This is a genomic window from Pseudomonas sp. AU11447 (assembly GCF_001672555.2).
Lineage (GTDB): Bacteria > Pseudomonadota > Gammaproteobacteria > Pseudomonadales > Pseudomonadaceae > Pseudomonas > Pseudomonas nitroreducens.
Genome location: NZ_LZDG02000044.1, coordinates 166,449 through 185,800, shown reverse-complemented (window position 1 = coordinate 185,800; position 19,352 = coordinate 166,449). Strand labels below are relative to the sequence as shown.

Sequence of the window (19,352 nt, the reverse complement as noted above, 5' to 3'; positions counted from 1 at the left end):
GAAAGCACTGCATGACACCACGCAACGCCTGGTTGTATGGCCTGTTGCTCATCAGCGCAGCAGGCCATGGGCAGACCCTGGATGAGGCCGTTCGCATTGGCCTCTCGATTCATCCGCAAGTCCGCGCCGCCGTCGCCGAGGCGGAGCGCGGCAAAACCGATGTAGATATCAGCAAGGGCGGCTACTACCCGCAGGTCAGCCTGTCCGGCGGCCCCAACGAATTCGATTTCGGTGAGGTGGTTTATGACGTCACCGCTTCGCAGATGCTCTTCGACTGGGGCCGGATGAAAAGCAAGGTAGACAGCGCCAAGGCCACCCATCGCCAGCTCGATGAGACCGCGCTGGTGAGCCGCGAGGATGCGGCGCTGGACATCGTCGAGACTTACCTGGACGTCCTCGCCGCGCAGGCCCGGATCGACACGGTGCGCGAGCATATCCAGCGCCTCGGCGACATCCGCGAAATGACCCAGGCGCGCGGTGGCGATGGCTACTCGGACCGCAGCGAACTGGACCGCGCGAACCTCGAGTTGTCCCGCGCTCAGGAGCAGCTGGCGCTGGAGAAGGGCGCCCTGCAGGACGCGCGCAATCAATTCGAGGTGCTGGTCGGCAAGCCGCCGGCCGATCTCGCCGTACCGGAGCCGCTGTCCATGCAGCGCTACCTGCTGGGTACGGATCTGAACCGGTTGGTTCTCGACAGCCCGCTGTATCGCAAGGCCGCCGAGGACGCCGAAGTGGCCGAGGCCAAGGTCCGCGAGAGCAAGGCCTCGCTGCTGCCGCAGCTGAACCTGGAAGCGTCGAGCCTGCGCCGGGAAATCGGTGGGCACCTGGAAAACGATTCGGTGGTCTCCCTGCGCCTGCGCATGGATACCTTCGAAGGCTTGTCCAACTTCCGCCGGCCCACCGCCGCCCAGCAGCACCTGGAGTCCACCCGCTGGACCCGCGACGCCATGCTGCGCGACATCAAGCGCAAGCTGCAGACGCTGTTCGATACCGACGACACCCTGCGCTGGCGGCAGGACTCGCTGGTACAGCAGGTGCACGAATCGGATCAGGTCAGTGGCGTCTACCGCGACCAGTTCGAAGTCGGCCGGCGCGACGTGATCGACCTGCTCAACGTGCAGCGCGAACGCTTCGAGGCCGAGCGCCAGTTGGCCAACCTGCGCTTCGAGCGCAAGCGCGTGGAATACCGCGCCGCCGCGCAGATCGGCCTGCTCGGGCCACTGCTGGAAAATCACCTCGCCCCGGGAGCCTCCTGATGAACGCCGACAATGTCGTACTGCTGGCGGAGCACGAAGCCACTACCGATCCGCTGCGCCAAGGCCTGGCCTTGCTCTGCCGGCAGCTGGGGCGGCCGCTGGGCATTGCCGAGCTGGGCGAGGGCATGCCGCTGCAGCAGGGCCGCCTGCCGCTTCGCTTCGTGCCGCGCGCGTTGCGCCGTGCGGACATCGTGGCGCGGGTCGAACGCCTGCCGCTGGTGAAAATGGACAGCTACCTGCTGCCCGCGCTGCTGGTGCTTGAAGACGGCGGCACCCTGGTGCTCTGCGAGCTGGACGGCGAGTCCGCCAGCGTCCTGGTGCCGCACAGCGATGGCGGCGTCGAACGCCTGTCGCTGGCAGCACTGGAAAGCCGCTACAGCGGCATCGCGATCTTCGCCAAGTGCCGCTACCGTGCCGACGGCCGGGTCGGCGACTTCGCCAAGCGGGCCCAGCAACACTGGTTCTTCGGCCCGCTGCGGCAGCTCTGGCGCTCCTACTTCGAAGTGGCGATGGCGGCGATGATGGCCAACCTGCTGGCCATCGCCTCTGCGCTGTTCGCCATGCAGGTCTACGACCGCGTAGTGCCCAATGCGGCCATGGACACGCTGTGGATCCTGGCCAGCGGCGTCGGCCTGGCGATCATCCTCGAAGGCGTGATCCGCTCGCTGCGCGGCCACCTGCTGACCACCATGGGCAAGCGCATCGACCTGCAGCTCTCGACCTTGCTGTTCGAGCGCGTGCTCAATACCCGGCTGGCGGCCAAGCCCGCCTCGGTGGGGGCCTTCAGCACCCAGGTGCGCGAGTTCGAGGGCGTGCGTGAGTTCTTCACCTCGTCCAGCGCGGCGATGATCAGCGACCTGCCGTTCGTGTTCCTGTTCCTGCTGATCATCGCGCTGATCGGCGGCCACCTGGTCTGGGTGCCGGCGGTGGCGGCTGTGCTGATGCTGTTGCCGGGGCTGCTCTGCCAGGGTCTGCTGGCCCGGCTGTCGCGGGAGAACCTGCGTGAGGGTGCGGTGAAGAACGGCATCCTGCTGGAGTCGATCGAAAATCTCGAATCGGTCAAGGCGACCCACGCCGAAGGTCGCTGCCTGCACCTTTGGGAGACGCTCACTGCCCAGCTGGCAGGCAATGCCATGCGCACCCATACGCTGACCACGGCGCTGTCCTATGGCGCAAGCATCGTTCAACAGTTGTGCTACGTCGGCGTGGTGGTGTTCGGTGTCTACCGCATCAGCGATGGCGCACTGAGCGTCGGTGCCCTGGTGGCCTGTTCGATCCTCGCGTCCCGTGCGGTGGCGCCACTGTCCCAGGCGGCGGGCATCCTCGGTCGCTGGCAGCACACCAAGGTGGCCATGGAGGGGCTCGACCAATTGATGCAGGCGCCGATGGAGCGGCCCCAGGACAAGCGCTTCGTCAGCAAGGAACGGCTAGCCGGGCATTACCGCCTGGAGCGGGTGCGCCTGGTGCACGGCGAGAACGCGCCGGCAGTGGACATCGCCGCGCTGGAAATCCGCCCCTACGAGCGGGTCGCGCTGCTGGGCGGCAATGGCGCCGGCAAATCCAGCCTGCTGCGGCTATTGGCCGGGCTGTACGACCCGGAGTCCGGCCGCCTGCTGCTGGATGACGTGGCGCTGGCGCAGATCGACCCGTCCGACCGCCGCCGTCACATCGGCTATCTGCCGCAGGATGTCGCGCTGTTCTACGGCACGCTGCGCGACAACCTCAACCTGGAGGGCGTGGCAATCAGCGACGAGGAGATGTTCGAGGCGCTGGATGGTGTCGGCCTGGGGGATTTCGTCCGCGCCCATCCACTGGGCCTGGACCTGCCGTTGCTGGGCAACGGCAGCCTGTCCGGTGGCCAGCGCCAGGCTGTCGGCCTGGCCCGGGTGCTGTTGCAGGACCCACCGGTGGTGCTGCTCGACGAGCCCACCGCGAGCTTCGACCAGAGCACCGAGCTGCATGTGATCGGCTACCTGCAACGCTGGCTGGAGGGCCGCACCCTGATCATGACCACGCACAAGAAGAGCATGCTGGCGGTGGCCACCCGTGCGGTGGTGCTGAGCCAGGGCAGGGTCGTGATGGACGGCGCGCTGGACCAGATCGTCAAGGATCGCACGGTACAGATTCCCGAGCAGGAGGGCGCTGCCCATGGCCAGTGAAACCCGTGCCGCCGAACGCCTGCGTCGCGAACTGCAGGACCCCTTGCTGGCCGCCAGCCACCCGGTGTCGCGGCCGCTGCTGTGGGCGCTGCTGTTGAGCCTGGTGGCGGCCATTGTCTGGGCTGCGCTGGCCCAACTGGATGAAGTCACCCGTGGCGATGGGCGTGTGGTGCCGTTCAGCCGCATGCAGAAGATCCAGAGCCTGGAGGGCGGCATCCTCGACCGCCTGCTGGTGCAGGAGGGCGAGCTGGTGCAGGTCGGCCAGCCGCTGGTGCGTCTGGACCGCACGCACTTCGAGACCTCCTGGCAGGAAGCCGCCAACCAGGCCGAGGTGCTCGGCGCCGCGATCGCCCGGTTGGACGCCGAGGTGATGGGCCAGGACCACATCGTCTTCCCCGAAGGCATGCCTGCCGACGGCCCGGTGGCACGCTCCGAACGCGAGCTGTTCAAGTCGCGCCGCGACAAGCTGGAGGAAAACTCCCGCTCGCTGCAGAAACAGATCCGCCTGGCGCAAAGCCAGCTGGCGCTCGTCGAACCTCTGGTGGCACGCCGCGCGGTGAGCCAGATGGAGGCGCTCAAGCTGAGCCAGGACATCGCCACCCTGAGCGGCAAGCTCACCGAGTTGAAGAACACCTATTTCCAGGATGCCTACACCGAGCGCCAGGAGAAGAAGGCCCAGCTGGCGCAGATCGAACCCATCGTCCAGCAGCGCAAGGACCAGTTGCGCCGCACGGAAATCCTCTCGCCGGTGCGCGGGCGGGTGAATACCGTGCTGATCAGCACCCGCGGCGGCGTGGTGCAGCCGGGCGAGCCGATCATGGAAGTGATCCCGGTGGAGGAGCGCCTGCTGGTGGAAGCCAAGGTCAAGCCGCGTGACGTGGCCTTCCTGGTGCCGGGCATGCCGGCCAAGGTCAAGATCACCGCCTATGACTACAGCATCTACGGCGATCTCAAGGGCACCCTGGAACAGATCAGCGCCGACACGATCGAAGAAGATACCGTGCACGGCAAGGAGTACTACTACCAGGTGCTGATCAAGACCGACGGCAGCCAGCTCAAGCGCAATGGCGAGGTCTTGCCGATCATCCCCGGCATGGTCGCCGAGGTGGACATCCTCAGCGGCAAGCGCAGCGTGCTCAACTACCTGCTGCGGCCGTTGCTGAAGGCGCGGTTGATGTAGATCGCCACTGATCGCCCGTGTGAGAGCGGACTCTGTCCGCGATGATTTTGCCCCGCGTCGAGTTTGGTCGGAGCGGGGATGAGCCACTCGCGGACAGAGTCCGCTCCTGCGCAAGGTTGGCTCTTGGCAGCAATCGGAACACCCGGCGTACGCCTCCTTCCCGCGACAGGAAAGGGCCGGGGACCTGGGGAGGGAAAGGCGTGGCACTGTAGGGGCGAGCCCGCCGGCCATGAGTATCCGGGCGGGGCTTGCCGCTGGGCTCGCTCCTACGGCGGCCAATCAATCCTCGCACCCGCCACACTGGCTCTTCCTGTAGGAGCGAGCTCGCTCGCGAACCGCCCAGCGCCGGAGTCACCGGGAAACTCGTTCGCGAGCAAGCTCGCTCCTACAGATGCATGGCCGAGCGTAGGAGCAGACTCTGTCCGCGATCGACCCAACACCGATCCAATCGACCAGGGAGCTGGGCGCAATCATCGCGGACCGAGTCCGCTCCCACGAGAGAAGCGCCAGCCGCTGCTGCGGCTTTTCGTGTAGGAGCGAGCTTGCTCGCGAATCGCCCAGCGCCGGAGTTACCGGGAGGCTCGTTCGCGAGCAGGCTCGCACCTGCGCGCTCCGTATCAGCCGCGCGAAGCCTTCCAGCGGCGGATTACCAGCTTCTCCAACTCCACCGCGAAGAACACCGCGATGCCGATGCCCAGCGCGATTAGCCAGCCGCTGAAGGGCAGGGCGACGGTGTGGAAGGCGGTCTGCATGAAGGGCACGTAGATCACGAAGCATTGCAGCAGGATCAGCGCCAGGGTCACCGTGAGCAGTGCGCCATTGCGCAGCAGCGCCCAGTTCAGCGAGAACTCCTCCTGCAGGCGGCAGTTGAACAGGTACGCCCACTGCGCGGTGACCAGCGTGTGCAGGATCATGGTGCGGATATAGTCGGTATCGTGGCCGTTGCTGACCAGCCAGGCTTCCAGCAGGAAGGCCGCGGCGGTGAGCAGGCCGCCGACGTAGAGCACCCGCCAGACGGCGAAGCCGTTGAGGATCGACTCCTTCGCGTTGCGCGGCGGCCGGCGCATCATCCCCGGCTCGCCGGGCTCGAAGGCCAGGGCGAAGGACAGGGTGGTGGAGGTCGCCATGTTCATCCAGAGGATCTGCAGCGGCGCCAGCGGGATCACCGCGCCGGCGAGGATCGCCATGACGATCAGCAGGCCCTGGGCCATGTTGGTCGGCAGGATGAACAGCACGGTCTTCTTCAGGTTGTCGTAGACCCGGCGGCCCTCGCGCACGGCGCCGGCGATGGTGGAGAAGTTGTCGTCGGTGAGCACCATGTCGGCGGCTTCCTTGGTCACCTCGGTGCCCTTGATGCCCATGGCGATACCGACGTCGGCCTGCTTCAGCGCCGGGGCGTCGTTGACCCCGTCGCCGGTCATGCCGACCACTTCCTCGTTGGCCTGCAGCGCGCGCACCAGGCGCAGCTTGTGTTCGGGGCTGGTGCGGGCGAACACCGAATATTGCAGGGCGAGGGATCTCAGCTGCGTATCATCGGCCTGCTCCAGTTCCTGGCCGGTCATGGCGCGCAGGTCGTTGCCCATGCCGAGCATGCCGGCGATGGCGACGGCGGTGTCCGGGTGGTCGCCGGTGATCATCTTCACCTGGATGCCGGCGCGCTTGCACAGGGCGATGGCTTCGATGGCCTCCGGGCGCGGCGGGTCGAGCAGGCCGGCGACGCCGAGGAAGATCATGCCGTCCTGCACGTCCTCGTGGTCGATCACGCCGTCATCGGGCTGCACCGGCTTGTAGGCAGCGGCCAGCATGCGCAGGCCTTGCCCTGCGATGAAGCCCATCTCGCGCTCCCAGTACTCGCGGTCCAGCGGCTCGGCGCCGTTGGCGCCCAGTTGCTGGTTGCACATGCGCAGCAGCACGTCCGGCGCGCCCTTGAGGTAGATCAGGCTCTGCCCGGCAACGTCACAGCGGCGCGCCATGTACTTGTAGGCGGAGTCGAAGGGGATCTTGCCGAATTTCTGGAACTCGATCTCCGGCAGGGTAGCCTTGCGCGCCAGGACTTTCAGTGCGCCCTCGGTGGGGCCGCCGACCACGCCCCAGCGGCCTTCTTCATTGAGCTGCAGGCTGCTGTCGTTGCAGATGTCCACCGCGCGGATGAAGGCTTCCAGCGAACCGTGTTGCGACCAGTCCAGCTCGTCACTGTTGCCGCCAAAGGTGATACGGCCCTTGGGCTCGTAGCTCTGGCCCTCGACGCTGTAGAGACCGTTGGCGAGCAGCACGCTCTTCACGGTCATCTCGTTCATGGTCAGGGTGCCGGTCTTGTCCGAGCAGATCACGCTCATGGCGCCAAGGGTTTCCACGGTCGGCAGCTTGCGGATGATCGCCTTGTTCTGCGCCATGCGCTGTACGCCCAGGGACAGGATGATCGAGACGATGGCCGGCAGGCCCTCCGGCACCGAGGCCACGGCCAGGCTGATCAGCGACAGCAGCAGCTCGCCGAACGGATAGTCATGCCAGAAGAAGCCGATGATGAAGAGCACCACCATCATGCCGACGATCAGCTGGAAGATGCGCTTGCCCAGCTCGGCGATCTGCCGCAGCAGCGGGGTTTCGCTTTCATCGACGTTGGCGATCAGCTTGTTGATGCGGCCCAGCTCGGTGTTCGCTCCGGTCTCGATTACCACGCCGCGCGCGTTGCCGGCGCTGACGTTGGTGCCGGAGAATCCGAGGTTCAGGCGGTCGGCCAGCAGTGCCTCCTTGTCCAGCGCGTTGGCCTGCTTGCCGACGGTGAGGGATTCGCCGGTGAGCATGGATTCCTCGACCTGCAGGTGGTGCACGTCGAACAGGCGCACGTCGGCGGGAATCTTGTCGCCGGGGCGCAGGATGACGATGTCGCCGGGTACCAGCTGGGCGGCGTCCATCTCGATCTTCTTGCCATTGCGCACCACGTGGGCGGTGCTGCTGAGCATGCCGCGCAGCGCGGCGAGGGATTTCTCCGCCTTGTTCTCCTGGAAGAAGCCGATACCGGCGTTGATCACCGCCACCAGCAGGATGACGATGGTGTCCGTCCAGTGGCCCATCAGCGCGGTGGCCACGGCGGCGGCCAGGAGGATGTAGATCAGCACGTCGTTGAAGTGCCGGGCGAAGCGCAGCCAGAGCGGATCGACGTCCTTGGCCGGTAGCGCGTTGGGACCGACGCGCAGCAGGCGTGCGCCGGCATCGTCAGGGGAAAGGCCTTCCGCACTGGTCTGCAGGTCGGCCATGGTCTGCTCGACGCTCTTGCGGTACCAGTCGGTGGCTTGCGGTTTGTGGTCGGTGGTTTGCGGTGCAGTCATGCTCTGACTCCCGGCTCCTGCCTGTTGGGAAAGTGGGACTGCACCCAGACTAGACGGTGGGGATTGCACCGGACCTGTCATATCTCAAGGTTCGGCGGGTCCTCGCTGAACCGTCGCTGAACAGCGTAGGAATTGTCATCAGTGGTGGCGATTGGCCTAGGAACGGGCTCCGCATCGCTTCGGGCCAGCAGGAGTAGGGCAAACCCATCGCGGACGGAGCCCGCTCCTATATGGCCGGTAGCTCCAGTTCCCGCGTTCCCCCCACCCGGCTGGCTTGCCGCCAGCGGTTCGGCGTGCAGCCTACGAGCTTGCGGAAGCTGCGGCAGAAGTGTGACTGGTCGGCGAAGCCGCATTCCTGCCCGACCTGGGAAATCGGCGCGTCGCCGCTGGCCAGCAGTTCGCGGGCGCGGTCAATGCGCAGGCGCAGCGCCCACTCCCGCGGCGCGAGGCCGGTGGCCTGCTTGAACGCACGGGAAAAGTGGCTGCGCGACATGCCGCACTGTTCGGCGACATCGGCGATGTACAGGCGGTTGAGCAGGCAGCCGGCGAGGATTTCCTTAGCCTTGCGCTCCTGCCAGGGGGCGAGGGCGAGGCGTTTGCCATCGCTGCGCGCGTCGTTGCAGGGTTCCGGCATGCGGTAGTGCTCCAGCAGATGCCGGCAGAGACGCTGGCTGGCTTCGTGCAGCCCTTCGCCGGAGGACTGCAGTTGCTCCATGAGCTGCAGGACCAGGCGGTGTGTCGCGGGGGCGAGCATGGTCGCTACCTGGTGGGCAGGTGCGGGCATGATGTCTCTCTTCTCGTCGGCTTCCAGTGGCGGCAAAAGCCGTCTGAATAAATGAAAAACTCAAGGTAAATCAAGGTGATCCGATGCTCAATCGAATTCACCGGAGGCAGCGCTTTCAAGCACATCCGTCCAAGAAAAACCTGGTGGGGCATGGTCGACTGGCGCGACCCTCATCTTGTGCCAAGATGCCCATTCCCACAGCCCCGAGCGACCAGCCATGAACCGTAACGACCTGCGCCGCCTGGACATGAACCTGCTGGTGATCTTCGAATCCCTGATGCTGGAGCGGAACCTCACCCGCGTCGGCGAGAAGTTGTTCATCACCCAGTCCACCGTCAGCGCCGCCCTGGCGCGCCTGCGCGACCTGTTCGACGACCCGCTGCTGGTGCGCGCCGGCCGCGCCATGGAGCCCACCAGCCGGGCGCTGCACATCTTCGAGGAGCTGCGCCCGGCGATGGATGTGATCTCCGCGGCGGTCAGCCGGGCCAAGTCCTTCGAGCCCGAGACCAGCTGCAATATCTTCCGCCTGGGCCTTTCCGACGATGCCGAGTTCGGCCTGTTCCCCGCATTGCTGGCGCGGCTGCAGCAGGATGCGCCGAATGTCACGGTGGTGGTGCGCCGGGCCAATTTCCTGCTGATGCCGGCGCTGCTGTCGTCCGGCGAGATCACCGTTGGCGTCAGCTACACCACCGACCTGCCGGCCAACGCCAAGCGCCGCAAGCTGCGCGATATCGGTGTGAAAGTGCTGCGCGGCGACGACCGCCCCGGCCCGCTGACGCTGGACGAATACTGCTCGCGGCCGCACGTGATGGTGTCCTTCTCAGGCGACCTGAACGGCGCCATCGACCTCGACCTGGAGCGTATCGAGCGCCGCCGTCGGGTGGTGCTTGCCGTGCCGCAGTTCGGCAGCCTGCGCGCGCTGCTGCGCAACACCGAGATGATCGCCACCGTGCCGGACTACGCCGCCTGCGCGCTGGTGGAGGACAGCTGCCTGCGCGCCGAAGAACCACCGCTGGAGATCAAGCCGGCGGAGCTCTCGATGGTCTGGAGTGCTGCCCACGACAACGACCCGGCCGAGCGCTGGTTGCGCGAGCGGATGGCCGAGTACATGAGCGCGCCGGTGGCCTGAGCGGCGTCCTCCGGTATTTGTAGGATGGGTGGAGCGTAGCGATACCCATGCTGCTGGGAGGGGGAGTGATGGGTATCGCTGCGCTCCACGCCATCCTACGAGGTGTCTTCCGATGTAATCACGTAGGGCGAATAACCTGGAACAGGTTATCCGCCGGCTCGGTTGCGGCGGATAACGCCGGCGCGTTATGCGCCCTGCGGAGGTGCGGAGGCCGTCTGATCTAGAACACACCCTTGAGCGGGTACTCGATGATCACGTAGATGCGGTCGATGTCCGCTCCGCCCTGGGCGTCGTTGGCGCGGTGCGAGACCTGGGCGAAGCTCAGCGCCAGGTCCTTGGCCGGGCCGGATTGCACCACGTAGCGAACGTCGAGGTCGCGCTCCCAGTGCTTGCCGCCGTCGCCGTAGGCAGGCTGGCAGGTGCCGCCCTGCATGGGGTTGTAGGCGCCGCCGCAAGGCGCATGGGTGCCGTCGATGCCGCTGCCGCGCACGTAGCGTGCGGAGAGGGTCAAGCCGGCAACGCCGGCGCTGGCGCCATCCCACTGGTAGCGCGCCTGCCACGAGTGTTCGCCGGGGCCGTTGAAGTCGGCGTACTTGATGGAGTTGGCGAGGTAGATGGAGTCGCCGCCGACGAAGTCGAAGGGCGTGTCACCGTTGACCTTCTGGTAGGCGAGGCTCAGCGCGTGACTGCCCAGGGCGACCTTGCCCAGCAGGCTCCAGGCCAGGGTGTCGATATCCCCTGCGCGGGCGCTGCCGGTGTCGCCGGTCTTGTACAGGTTGGCGTCCACCGACCAGCGACCGACTCGGCCATTGAGGTTGGCGTAGGCCTGGCGCCAGACGTCGTCCAGTTGGCTGGCATAGAGTGCACCTCCCCAGTTCGCATCGGGTGCGCTCCAGGTGGCGCCGGCCAGGCTCAGGCCGCCGAAGCGGGTACTGGCACCGTAGCCTTCGAATTCGCCGTGGCTGGAGCTGGAGTTCTGGTTCTTGAAGGCGGTGAAGCGCCCGGCTTGCAGGCGCAGGCCCGGCAGGCTCCTGTCGTCGACAAACCAGCCGGTGGCGTACTCGGGTTGCAGGCGCTTGTCACCGGTGTCGAATACCGGCGTTTCCACTTCCATTTCGCCCCAGGCCAGGCTGGTTTTCTCGTGCACCAGACGCAGCGCGGCACCCGCATCGGAGTAATCGCTCTCGCTGCGGCCGTCGCTGTCCAGCGGTAGCAGGCCGGTGCCGGCGTGGCCGCGCCCGCCATCGAGCTTCAGGCCGAGGAAGGCATGGGCATCGACGCCCAGGCCAATGGTGCCGGGCGTGACGTCGCTGTTGAACTTGCCGATGAAGCCCTGCGCCCATTCGCGGCGCAGGCTCTGGCCGTTGGGGCCGGGGCTGCGGTAGTCGTTGTCGAGGAAGTAATTGCGCGACAGCAGCGACCAGTCGGCGGCGTGGACCGGAACGCAGGCGAACGCCAGGGCGCAGGGAAGCAGGGCGTTTCTCACGGTCTGGGCTCCATGTGGAGGGCGCCAGGGCGGGGCAGGGCGAGGCGGTAGCTTCCCGGCCCGGCAATCGCCAGGCCGGCGAAGAGAATCAGCATCCACCAGGCGAACTGGCCTTCCTCCAGCGACCACTGCGGGTGCACGAACACCAGTGCCACCAGCAGCACGGCGATCACCGGCAGGCAGGCGAGGCGGGCGAACACGCCGAGGATCAGCAGGATCGGGCAGAGCACTTCGGCGAACACCGCCAGCGCCAGGGTTGGCACAGCGCCGAGGCCGAAGGGGTCTTCGATGTGCTGCAACTCGCTTTGCCAGTGCAGCAGCTTGGGCAGCCCGTGCACCTGGAGCAGCAGCAGGGCGGCGGTAACGCGCATGAACAGTAGCGCTAGCGCGCCGGAGCGGTCGTAGGTCGGCATGGTGTCTTCAATCCTGCGAATGAAAAGGGGCGGCACTGCCGCCCCTTTCCGGTGCCCGGGCTCAGTGGCCTTCGCTGGCGTTGAACATGGTCTTGGCGTAGATCAGGCCCAGGCCGTAGGCGCCGCCATGCTCGATGGAGGTCTTCACGGTGGCATCGTAGGTCTCGCCGCGGGCCCAGTCGCGTTGCAGCTCCAGCAGGTACTGCAGGGAGGTCATCGGGCGGGCGCCCAGCTGGATCATTCGTTGCAGGGCCATTTCGTGGGCCTCGGTGGAGACGTCGCCACAGGCGTCGGCGATGACGTAGACCTCGAAGCCCTGGTCAATGGCCGACAGCGCCGGGCCGACGATGCACACGGAGGTCCAGAGGCCGGCCAGGACGATCTTCTGCTTGCCGAACTTGTTCACTTCAACGGCGATGCGCGGGTCTTCCCAGGTGTTCATGCTGGTGCGGTCGATGACGTTGTGCTCGGGGAAGACCGACTTGATCTCGTCGAAGATCGGGCCGGAGAAACTCTTCTCGGCGACGGTGGTGAGGATGGTGGAGACGTCGAACTCCTTGGCCGCCTTGGCCACCAGGGCGGCGTTGTTGCGCAGGGTCACGGCGTCGATGGACTTGGTCGCGAAGGACATCTGCGACTGGTGGTCGATCATGATCAGGGTGTGGTCGGTGGGGTTGAGCAGGGTCTTGCCGGGAACGGCTTTGGCGATGGCGGTCATGGCGATGGTCCTTGTGGATGGCGTGGGTGGATGAGGTTCGAGTGGTCGGTGGGCCCGGACTGCCGTAGCCAGTGCCGAACCGTGGACGCATCTTTGCCGATCGGCGAAAGGCGCGGAACAGACAGCCTTGCATGGCCACTTTGCAGTTCTGCAAGGCCCGCCCGAGGGCGTTGATGGGCAGACTATGGTTCCGCCGACCCGCCAATTATTGGACCTGTGTGCTCGGCCCGCCTGGCGGAGAATGATGCAAACGTGCGATTCGCCGGCTTGGCGAATCGGTACAGTGGTTTTTTCCATACCGGGGCACGCGAGACCGCCAAGCCCCGTTTGCGTGCGAGTAGAAGAATGAAAACAGTGGCCATGGTGCTGTACGACGATGTGCTGGCGCTGGATGTAACGGGGCCGATGGAGGTGTTCTCCATGGCCAACCGCTACCTGCCGCCGGAGCAGCACTACCGGTTGCTGACGGTGGCGGCGAAGCCCGAGGGCGTGCGCGCCTCCAGCGGCCTGAAGATGAGCGCCGACCTGCCGCTGGAAGCGCTGCTCGCGGGCGTCGACCTGCTGCTGGTGCCCGGCGGGCCGGGCGCCTACAACGGTCGCAACGACGCGCTGACTGCCTGGCTGCCGGCAGCGGCGCGCGCAGCGAAACGCTATGGCGCGGTGTGCACCGGAGCCTTCCTGCTCGGCGCGGCCGGGTTGCTTGACGGCTACCGTTGCACCACCCACTGGAATTACCTGGAGCGCCTGGCACAGCTGTACCCGCGCACCCAGGTGCAGGCCGAGCGTATCTACGTCATCGACCGCAACCTGATTACCTCTGGTGGTGTCACCGCCGGCATCGACATGGCACTGGCGGTCGTCGCCGAGGACCACGGCAAGGATGTCGCACTGGAAGTCGCCAAGGTGTTGCTGGTGGTACTCAAGCGCCAGGGCGGGCAGACGCCGTTCGGCCCGCTGCTGGTGTCGGTGGTGCGCGACGGCTCGGTGATCGCCCGCGCACAGGCCTACGTGGTGGACCACATCGACGAGCCGCTGACGGTGAATCGCCTGGCCGAGCAGGTGGCCATGAGCCCCCGCAACTTCGCCCGCGCCTTCCAGCGCGAGACCAGCATGACGCCCATGCAGTACGTGCAGAGCGCGCGCATCGACCACGCGCGCAAGCTGCTGGAAAGCAGCGACCTGCCGCTCAAGCAGGTGGCCTGCCGCAGCGGCTTCGGCAGTCCCCGGCACATGCGCACGGTCTTCGGCGAACGCATCGGCATGACGCCGAGCCAGTACCGCGAGCAGTTCGGCTTCGCCTGATGGCAGTACGCCGCATTTCACGCCGGTTGACCGTCCGGCGCACCCTGATTGGCCGAATCCTTCCCCCTGCGGGAATTGCGCTGTCACACGAGGACGGGAAAATACCCTGACCACCAATCAGGGGCGCGTCACCTCGGTACTGGCCAGATCGCCTGGAGGACCCGTTGTAGAGCGATCCGTCAGATCCGCAGACGTGAGCAGGACATGAGCGCAAGCACGGAAAACCGCACCGAGACCGTCCTGCAGTTCGGTCGCTTCCAGTTCCACCCCTACAAGCGCCAGCTGCTGCAGGGGGATCGCCCGGTACGCATCGGCAGCCGGGCGCTGGACATTCTCCAGGTGCTGATCCGCCAGCCCGGCGAGATCATCGGCAAGGACAGGATCATCGCCCAGGTCTGGGGCGATACCGTGGTCGAAGAGATCAACCTGCGCGTACACATCGCCGCCCTGCGTCGCGCCCTCGGCGAAGGCCGCACCGGCGAACGCTACATCGCCAACGTGCCACTGCGCGGCTATGGCTTCGTCGGCGTGGTGGAAACCGTCATCGCTCCACTGCCGGCCGCTGCACTGCCGTGCGAGGTGCGCGCCAGCAACCTGCCGGTGCTGCTGATGGGCCTGGTCGGCCGCCAGGCGCTGCTCGAACGAGTGGTGAAGCAGTTGCCTGCGACGCGCCTGCTGACCCTGGTCGGCCCTGGCGGCATGGGCAAGACCTCGCTGGCGATCCACTGCGCCGAGTTGCTGCACAAGCATTTCAGCCAGGTGCGCTTCCTCGACCTGTCCATCGACCCGGACGGCATCTCCCTCAGCCAGAACCTCGCCGTCCTCCTGCGCGAGCCGGCGCAGGAGCCGACCCTGCTGTTGCTGGACAACTGCGAACACCTCGCCGAGCGCTGCGCCGAGGCGGTGGAGCACCTGTTGCGCCTGCATCCGGCGCTGAGCATTCTCGCCACCAGCCGCGAGCCGTTGCGCGCCGAGGGCGAACACGTGTTGCGCCTGCCGCCGCTGGAGGTGCCCGCGCAGGACGACGCGCCGCTGGCACTGGCCATGTGCAGTTCGGCGGTGCAGCTGTTCGTGATGCGCGCGCGGGAAGTCTGCGACCGCTTCGAACTCAAGCCGGGCCAGGTGCGCGCGATCATCGACGTCTGCCGGCGCCTGGACGGCATTCCCCTGGCTATCGAGATGGCGGCGCGGCAGGTGGGCATCCTCGGTCTCGCCGGGCTGCCGGCCCTGCTGGATACCCCGATGCAGCTGCTGATGCCCGGCCGCCGCACCGCGCCGGCGCGGCAGCAGAGCCTGCGTGCGACCTATGACTGGAGCTACGGCCTGCTGGACGTTGCCGAGCAGCGCTGCCTGCGTCTGCTCGCGCAACTGGGCGAGGACTTCACCCTAGACACGGCGGTGGCCTCGCTGGACGACCAGCATTGGTGCCGTGAGAGCGTATTCGCCGCGGTGCGGCAGTTGGCGGACAAGTCCTTGTTGTGGGTGGAGCAGGGCGAGAGCGAGGTGCGCTACCGCGTGCCGCATACGGCGCGTGCCTATATGCGCCAGGTGACCTTGCCGGAGCTTGCCATCACCGCCGCCTGATCGCCGGTAACGCACGCTTCTACAAACTGCATGCGCCCGACGATTCAAGAACCCGGTAGGAGCGGGCCATGCCCGCGATCCGCCGGCATGGCCGGCGCCTGCCTCGGCTCCTATGGTGCAGGTTTGTGCTGCTTTGGCTTGGTTATTTCAGCGTCGCTTCGGCGTGCGCGCGGACTCTCTGTTTCGCCCCCTCGGGCGACCTTCTTTGGCAAACGCCCCAAAGAAGGCAAAGGTCTTGCCCCGGACATCCGGTTTTTCGCTTCGGGCGAAAAATTCCCTCGTTGAAGCGAAATTTCAGAGGCCCGCGCTGACGGGCCATCCCTGGCCCGACAGCGCTCTCGCGACATCCATGTCGCTCAACCCCTGAAACTCCGCTTCAACGAGGCCTCCTGAACGGGGCATTCGGCGTGCTCGGACATTTCGCTGGAAGTCTTCAGAGAGCGAAGAGCAAAGAGCGGTTGTAGGAGCGAGCTTGCTCGCGAACCGCCTAACGCCGACGTTTTCCTGTGGGAGTGTCGGTGCCAAGGAAGTGCAGGGAGCCCCGGCACAATGTGGGTATGCACGCTGATCCAGCACATGCGTCCAATAGGCCAGCCGTAGCCAAGGCCATAGTGACCGGACCTCAACCCCGAACCCGGAACACCCATGAGCGCCGAAGCCATCGATCTGAACAGCGTGGTGACGCTGGTGGTTCACCACAAGGTGCGTTGCGAAGCGCTGCCCAGCTACGAGGCCTGGTTGCGCCGCACCGTCGCCGCCGCGCGGCGGCAGCCGGGGCACCTGGGCGTCAACGTGATCCGCCCGGACGGCGAGGGCGCGATGTTCACCACCGTGGTGCGCTTCGCCCGCGCCGGCCAGCTGCAGGCCTGGATCGACTCCCGCGAGCGCGCCGAGCTGGTCGCCGAGGTCCTGCCGCTGCTGGAAGAGGGTGACCACCCGCTGATCCACAACGACGCCGAGTTCTGGTTCACCCCCGAGCACGGCAGCGTGCGCCAGCCACCGAAATGGAAGCAGGCGTTGCTCACCTATCTGGTGATCAGCCCGCTGACCATGGTCATTCCACCGCTCTGGGCGCCCGCGTTCGAGCGCTTTCCGCTGCTGGCCGGCGTGGTGCCGAGCAACCTGCTGGTGACCCTGTGCATCGTCCTTCTGGTGGTCTACCTGATCATGCCCTGGGTGACCCGGCGTTGCGCCGGCTGGCTCAACGCCGACTGAGCTTTCCCCTGACTTTCCCCTCCCGCGGCGCCCGCGTGGTGCCCGTTCCCACATCGTCCTGCATGGCAGGCAGAGGAGTTTCCATGAGCACTTTCGTCACCCGCGACGGCACCGAGATCTATTACAAGGACTGGGGCAGCGGCAAACCCGTGCTGTTCAGCCACGGCTGGCCGCTGGACGGCGACATGTGGGAATACCAGATGCAGTACCTGAGCAGCCGCGGCTATCGCACCATCGCCTTCGACCGCCGCGGTTTCGGTCGTTCCAGCCAGCCGTGGAGCGGCTACGACTACGACACCTTCGCCGATGACATCGCCGGCCTGATCGAGCACCTGGACCTGCGCGAGGTGACGCTGGTGGGTTTCTCCATGGGCGGCGGCGACGTCAGTCGCTACATCGGCCGCCACGGCACCTCACGCGTCGCCGGTCTGGTGCTGCTGGGCGCCGTCACCCCGATCTTCGGCCAGTCCGCGGACTTCCCCCAGGGGGTGGAGAAGGGCGTGTTCGACGGCATCAAGGCCGGCCTGCTGCAGGATCGCGCACAGTTCATCGCGGACTTCGCGGCGCCGTTCTATGGCACCAACCATGGCCAGAAGGTTTCCGAGGGCGTGCTGACCCAGACCCTCAACATCGCCCTGCTGGCATCGCTCAAGGGCACCGTGGACTGCGTCACTGCGTTCTCCGAGACCGACTTCCGTGCGGACCTCGCGAAGGTCGACGTGCCGACCCTGGTGATCCACGGCGATGACGACCAGATCGTGCCGTTCGAGACCACCGGCAAGCTGGCTGCCGAGCAGATTCCGGGCGCCGAATTGAAGGTCTATGCCGGTGCGCCCCACGGTTTTGCTGTCACCCACACGCAGCAACTCAACGAAGACCTGTTGGCCTTCCTGCAACGCTGAGGTACCCGAGCATGAGCAACGCAGAGCTGATCCTGTTCAACGGCAAACTGCACACCGTCGACCCTGAGCGGCCGCACGCCACCGCCGTGGCCATTGCCGACGGCAAGTTTCTCGTCGTGGGCACCGACGCCCAGGCGATGGCCTACCGTGACGCCTCGACGAAGCTGGTCGACCTCAATCGCCGCACCGTCATCCCCGGCCTCAACGACTCGCACCTGCACCTGATCCGCGGCGGCCTGAACTACAACCTGGAGCTGCGCTGGGAAGGCGTGCCGTCGCTGCACGACGCCCTGGAAATGCTGCGCCTGCAGGCCCAGCGCACGCCGTCGCCGCAGTGGGTGAGGGTGGTCGGCGGCTGGAACGAGTTCCAGTTCGCCGAGAAGCGCATGCCGACCCTCTCGGAGCTGAACCAGGCGGCGCCGGATACCCCGGTGTTCGTCCTGCACCTCTATGACCGTGCGCTGCTCAACCGCGCCGCGCTGCGCGTCGTCGGCTATACGAAGGACACGCCGAACCCGCCCGGCGGCGAGATCGTTCGCGACAGCAACGGCGAGCCCACCGGCATGCTGATTGCCCGCCCCAACGCGATGATCCTCTACGCGACCCTGGCCAAGGGGCCGAAGCTGCCGCTGGAATACCAGGTCAACTCYACCCGCCAGTTCATGCGCGAGCTGAACCGCCTGGGCSTGACCAGCGYSATCGATGCCGGCGGCGGCTTCCAGAACTACCCGGACGACTACCAGGTGATCCAGCAGCTGGCCGACGCCGACCAGCTTACCGTGCGCATCGCCTACAACCTGTTCACCCAGAAGCCCAAGGAAGAGCTGGCGGACTTCCGGAACTGGACCTCCAGCGTGACCTACGGCCAGGGCACCGACTTCCTGCGCCATAACGGTGCGGGCGAGATGCTGGTGTTCTCGGCGGCCGACTTCGAGGACTTCCTCGAACCGCGCCCGGACCTGCCCGGCACCATGGAAGCCGAGCTGGAACCGGTGGTGCGCCACCTGGTCGAGCAACGCTGGCCGTTCCGCCTGCATGCCACCTACGACGAGTCCATTTCGCGGATGCTCGACGTGTTCGAGAAGGTTGACCGCGATATCCCGTTCAATGGCCTGCCGTGGTTCTTCGACCATGCCGAGACCATCACGCCGAAGAACATCGAGCGGGTGAGGGCGCTGGGYGGCGGCATCGCCATCCAGGACCGCATGGCCTTCCAGGGCGAGTATTTCGTCGACCGTTATGGCAGGCAGGCCGCCGAGGCCACSCCGCCGATCAAGCGCATGCTGGCCGAAGGCGTYCCCGTCGGCGCCGGYACCGAYGCCACCCGTGTSTCCAGCTACAACCCCTGGACCTCGCTGTACTGGATGGTCAGCGGCAAGACCGTGGGCGGCCTGAGCCTTTACCCGGAAGGGCTGTCGCGCGAAGTGGCGATCCAGCTGTTCACCCACGGTAGCGCCTGGTTCTCCAGCGAGCAGGGCAAGAAGGGCATGCTCAAGGCCGGCCAGCTGGCTGATCTGGCAGTGCTGTCGGAGGATTTCTTCAGCGTCGAGGAAGAGGCGATCAAGACCATCGAGTCCGTGCTCACCGTCGTCGGCGGCAAGATCGTCCATGGCGACCGCGAGTTCGACAAGCTGGCCCCGCCGAGCATCCCGGTGGTGCCGGAGTGGTCCCCGGTGGCCATGGTCCCCGGCCACTGGCGCCCGCAGGCACCGTTGCAGCAGGCCGTGCACCAGTGCGTTGGTTCCTGCGGCGTGCATGGGCACGGCCATGAGCGTGCACGGACGAAGGACGTGCCGGTGAGCGACTTCGCCGGCTTCTGGGGCGCGTTCGGCTGTTCCTGCTTCGCATTCTGACGGTGTGAGAGTCCGGCCCGCGAGGGCCGGATTGTAATCGTT

Annotated in this window: 14 protein-coding genes; 9 read left to right on the top strand and 5 right to left on the bottom strand. The window is 66.4% G+C overall.

The features are described 5' to 3' along the window. The first annotated feature begins 11 nt into the window (after positions 1-11). Genes A6723_RS15805 through A6723_RS15795 form a run of 3 tightly spaced genes read left to right on the top strand, consistent with a single transcriptional unit; the run spans position 12 to position 4,595 of the window. A complete protein-coding gene (locus tag A6723_RS15805) occupies positions 12-1,256 on the top strand; it encodes a TolC family protein (RefSeq protein WP_054909326.1) in 1,245 nt (414 codons plus the stop codon). Beyond that, positions 1,256-3,415 (top strand): type I secretion system permease/ATPase, encoded by a 2,160-nt coding sequence (locus A6723_RS15800; RefSeq protein ID WP_054909327.1) that lies wholly within the window; start codon positions 1,256-1,258, stop codon positions 3,413-3,415. The genes A6723_RS15805 and A6723_RS15800 overlap by 1 nt, the downstream gene beginning before the upstream one ends. Next, positions 3,405-4,595 carry an HlyD family efflux transporter periplasmic adaptor subunit gene (locus A6723_RS15795; protein WP_082450721.1) on the top strand — a complete coding sequence of 397 codons (1,191 nt, stop codon included), beginning with the start codon at positions 3,405-3,407 and terminating at the stop codon, positions 4,593-4,595. The genes A6723_RS15800 and A6723_RS15795 overlap by 11 nt, the downstream gene beginning before the upstream one ends. 617 nt (positions 4,596-5,212) lie before the next feature. On the opposite strand, the gene A6723_RS15790 is transcribed toward A6723_RS15795, so the two are convergent. Together A6723_RS15790 and A6723_RS15785 are read right to left on the bottom strand one after the other, a co-directional pair. Further along, a complete protein-coding gene (locus A6723_RS15790) occupies positions 5,213-7,924 on the bottom strand; it encodes a cation-transporting P-type ATPase (RefSeq protein WP_054909328.1) in 2,712 nt (903 codons plus the stop codon). Between the two features lie 226 nt (positions 7,925-8,150). Next, the gene (locus tag A6723_RS15785) at positions 8,151-8,708 is read right to left on the bottom strand and encodes a helix-turn-helix transcriptional regulator (protein ID WP_054909329.1); all 558 of its coding nucleotides are present in this window, start codon (positions 8,706-8,708) and stop codon (positions 8,151-8,153) included. A gap of 217 nt (positions 8,709-8,925) precedes the next feature. On the opposite strand from A6723_RS15785, the gene A6723_RS15780 reads away from it, so the two are divergent. Continuing rightward, on the top strand, positions 8,926-9,837 hold the full coding sequence (locus A6723_RS15780) for a LysR substrate-binding domain-containing protein (RefSeq protein ID WP_054909330.1): 912 nt from the start codon (positions 8,926-8,928) through the stop codon (positions 9,835-9,837). Between the two features lie 220 nt (positions 9,838-10,057). Here A6723_RS15780 and A6723_RS15775 read toward each other — a convergent pair whose 3' ends face one another. The 3 genes from A6723_RS15775 to A6723_RS15765 all read right to left on the bottom strand — a co-directional run bounded on the left by A6723_RS15775 (position 10,058) and on the right by A6723_RS15765 (position 12,454). Then, a complete protein-coding gene (locus tag A6723_RS15775) occupies positions 10,058-11,323 on the bottom strand; it encodes an OprD family porin (RefSeq protein WP_054909331.1) in 1,266 nt (421 codons plus the stop codon). Continuing rightward, positions 11,320-11,736 carry a DoxX family protein gene (locus A6723_RS15770; RefSeq protein ID WP_054909332.1) on the bottom strand — a complete coding sequence of 139 codons (417 nt, stop codon included), beginning with the start codon at positions 11,734-11,736 and terminating at the stop codon, positions 11,320-11,322. Before A6723_RS15770 ends, A6723_RS15775 begins: the two co-directional genes overlap by 4 nt. A gap of 61 nt (positions 11,737-11,797) precedes the next feature. Further along, positions 11,798-12,454, bottom strand: a complete 657-nt coding sequence (locus A6723_RS15765; protein WP_024762844.1) for a hydrolase — start codon at positions 12,452-12,454, stop codon at positions 11,798-11,800. A 345-nt stretch (positions 12,455-12,799) separates the two neighbouring features. Here A6723_RS15765 and A6723_RS15760 point away from each other — a divergent pair, with 345 nt between their 5' ends. The 5 genes from A6723_RS15760 to A6723_RS15740 all read left to right on the top strand — a co-directional run bounded on the left by A6723_RS15760 (position 12,800) and on the right by A6723_RS15740 (position 19,310). After that, positions 12,800-13,756, top strand: a complete 957-nt coding sequence (locus A6723_RS15760) for a GlxA family transcriptional regulator (protein ID WP_054909333.1) — start codon at positions 12,800-12,802, stop codon at positions 13,754-13,756. Positions 13,757-13,960: 204 nt separating this feature from the next. After that, on the top strand, positions 13,961-15,340 hold the full coding sequence (locus A6723_RS15755) for a winged helix-turn-helix domain-containing protein (protein ID WP_054909334.1): 1,380 nt from the start codon (positions 13,961-13,963) through the stop codon (positions 15,338-15,340). Positions 15,341-15,985: 645 nt separating this feature from the next. After that, the gene (locus A6723_RS15750) at positions 15,986-16,555 is read left to right on the top strand and encodes a hypothetical protein (protein WP_054909335.1); all 570 of its coding nucleotides are present in this window, start codon (positions 15,986-15,988) and stop codon (positions 16,553-16,555) included. An 83-nt stretch (positions 16,556-16,638) separates the two neighbouring features. Further along, the gene (locus A6723_RS15745) at positions 16,639-17,457 is read left to right on the top strand and encodes an alpha/beta fold hydrolase (RefSeq protein WP_054909336.1); all 819 of its coding nucleotides are present in this window, start codon (positions 16,639-16,641) and stop codon (positions 17,455-17,457) included. 11 nt (positions 17,458-17,468) lie between these two features. Further along, positions 17,469-19,310, top strand: coding sequence for an amidohydrolase (locus A6723_RS15740; protein ID WP_064979802.1), 1,842 nt, complete (start codon positions 17,469-17,471; stop codon positions 19,308-19,310). The last annotated feature ends 42 nt before the right edge of the window (positions 19,311-19,352 follow it).

Excerpts from the sequence above, each read along its gene's own strand:
- A6723_RS15805 (WP_054909326.1), top strand. The coding sequence starts at position 12 with ATGACACCACGCAACGCCTGGTTGTATGGCCTGTTGCTCATCAGCGCA.
- A6723_RS15800 (WP_054909327.1), top strand. The coding sequence starts at position 1,256 with ATGAACGCCGACAATGTCGTACTGCTGGCGGAGCACGAAGCCACTACC.
- A6723_RS15795 (WP_082450721.1), top strand. The coding sequence starts at position 3,405 with ATGGCCAGTGAAACCCGTGCCGCCGAACGCCTGCGTCGCGAACTGCAG.
- A6723_RS15790 (WP_054909328.1), bottom strand. The coding sequence starts at position 7,924 with ATGACTGCACCGCAAACCACCGACCACAAACCGCAAGCCACCGACTGG.
- A6723_RS15785 (WP_054909329.1), bottom strand. The coding sequence starts at position 8,708 with ATGCCCGCACCTGCCCACCAGGTAGCGACCATGCTCGCCCCCGCGACA.
- A6723_RS15780 (WP_054909330.1), top strand. The coding sequence starts at position 8,926 with ATGAACCGTAACGACCTGCGCCGCCTGGACATGAACCTGCTGGTGATC.
- A6723_RS15770 (WP_054909332.1), bottom strand. The coding sequence starts at position 11,736 with ATGCCGACCTACGACCGCTCCGGCGCGCTAGCGCTACTGTTCATGCGC.
- A6723_RS15765 (WP_024762844.1), bottom strand. The coding sequence starts at position 12,454 with ATGACCGCCATCGCCAAAGCCGTTCCCGGCAAGACCCTGCTCAACCCC.
- A6723_RS15760 (WP_054909333.1), top strand. The coding sequence starts at position 12,800 with ATGAAAACAGTGGCCATGGTGCTGTACGACGATGTGCTGGCGCTGGAT.
- A6723_RS15755 (WP_054909334.1), top strand. The coding sequence starts at position 13,961 with ATGAGCGCAAGCACGGAAAACCGCACCGAGACCGTCCTGCAGTTCGGT.
- A6723_RS15750 (WP_054909335.1), top strand. The coding sequence starts at position 15,986 with ATGAGCGCCGAAGCCATCGATCTGAACAGCGTGGTGACGCTGGTGGTT.
- A6723_RS15745 (WP_054909336.1), top strand. The coding sequence starts at position 16,639 with ATGAGCACTTTCGTCACCCGCGACGGCACCGAGATCTATTACAAGGAC.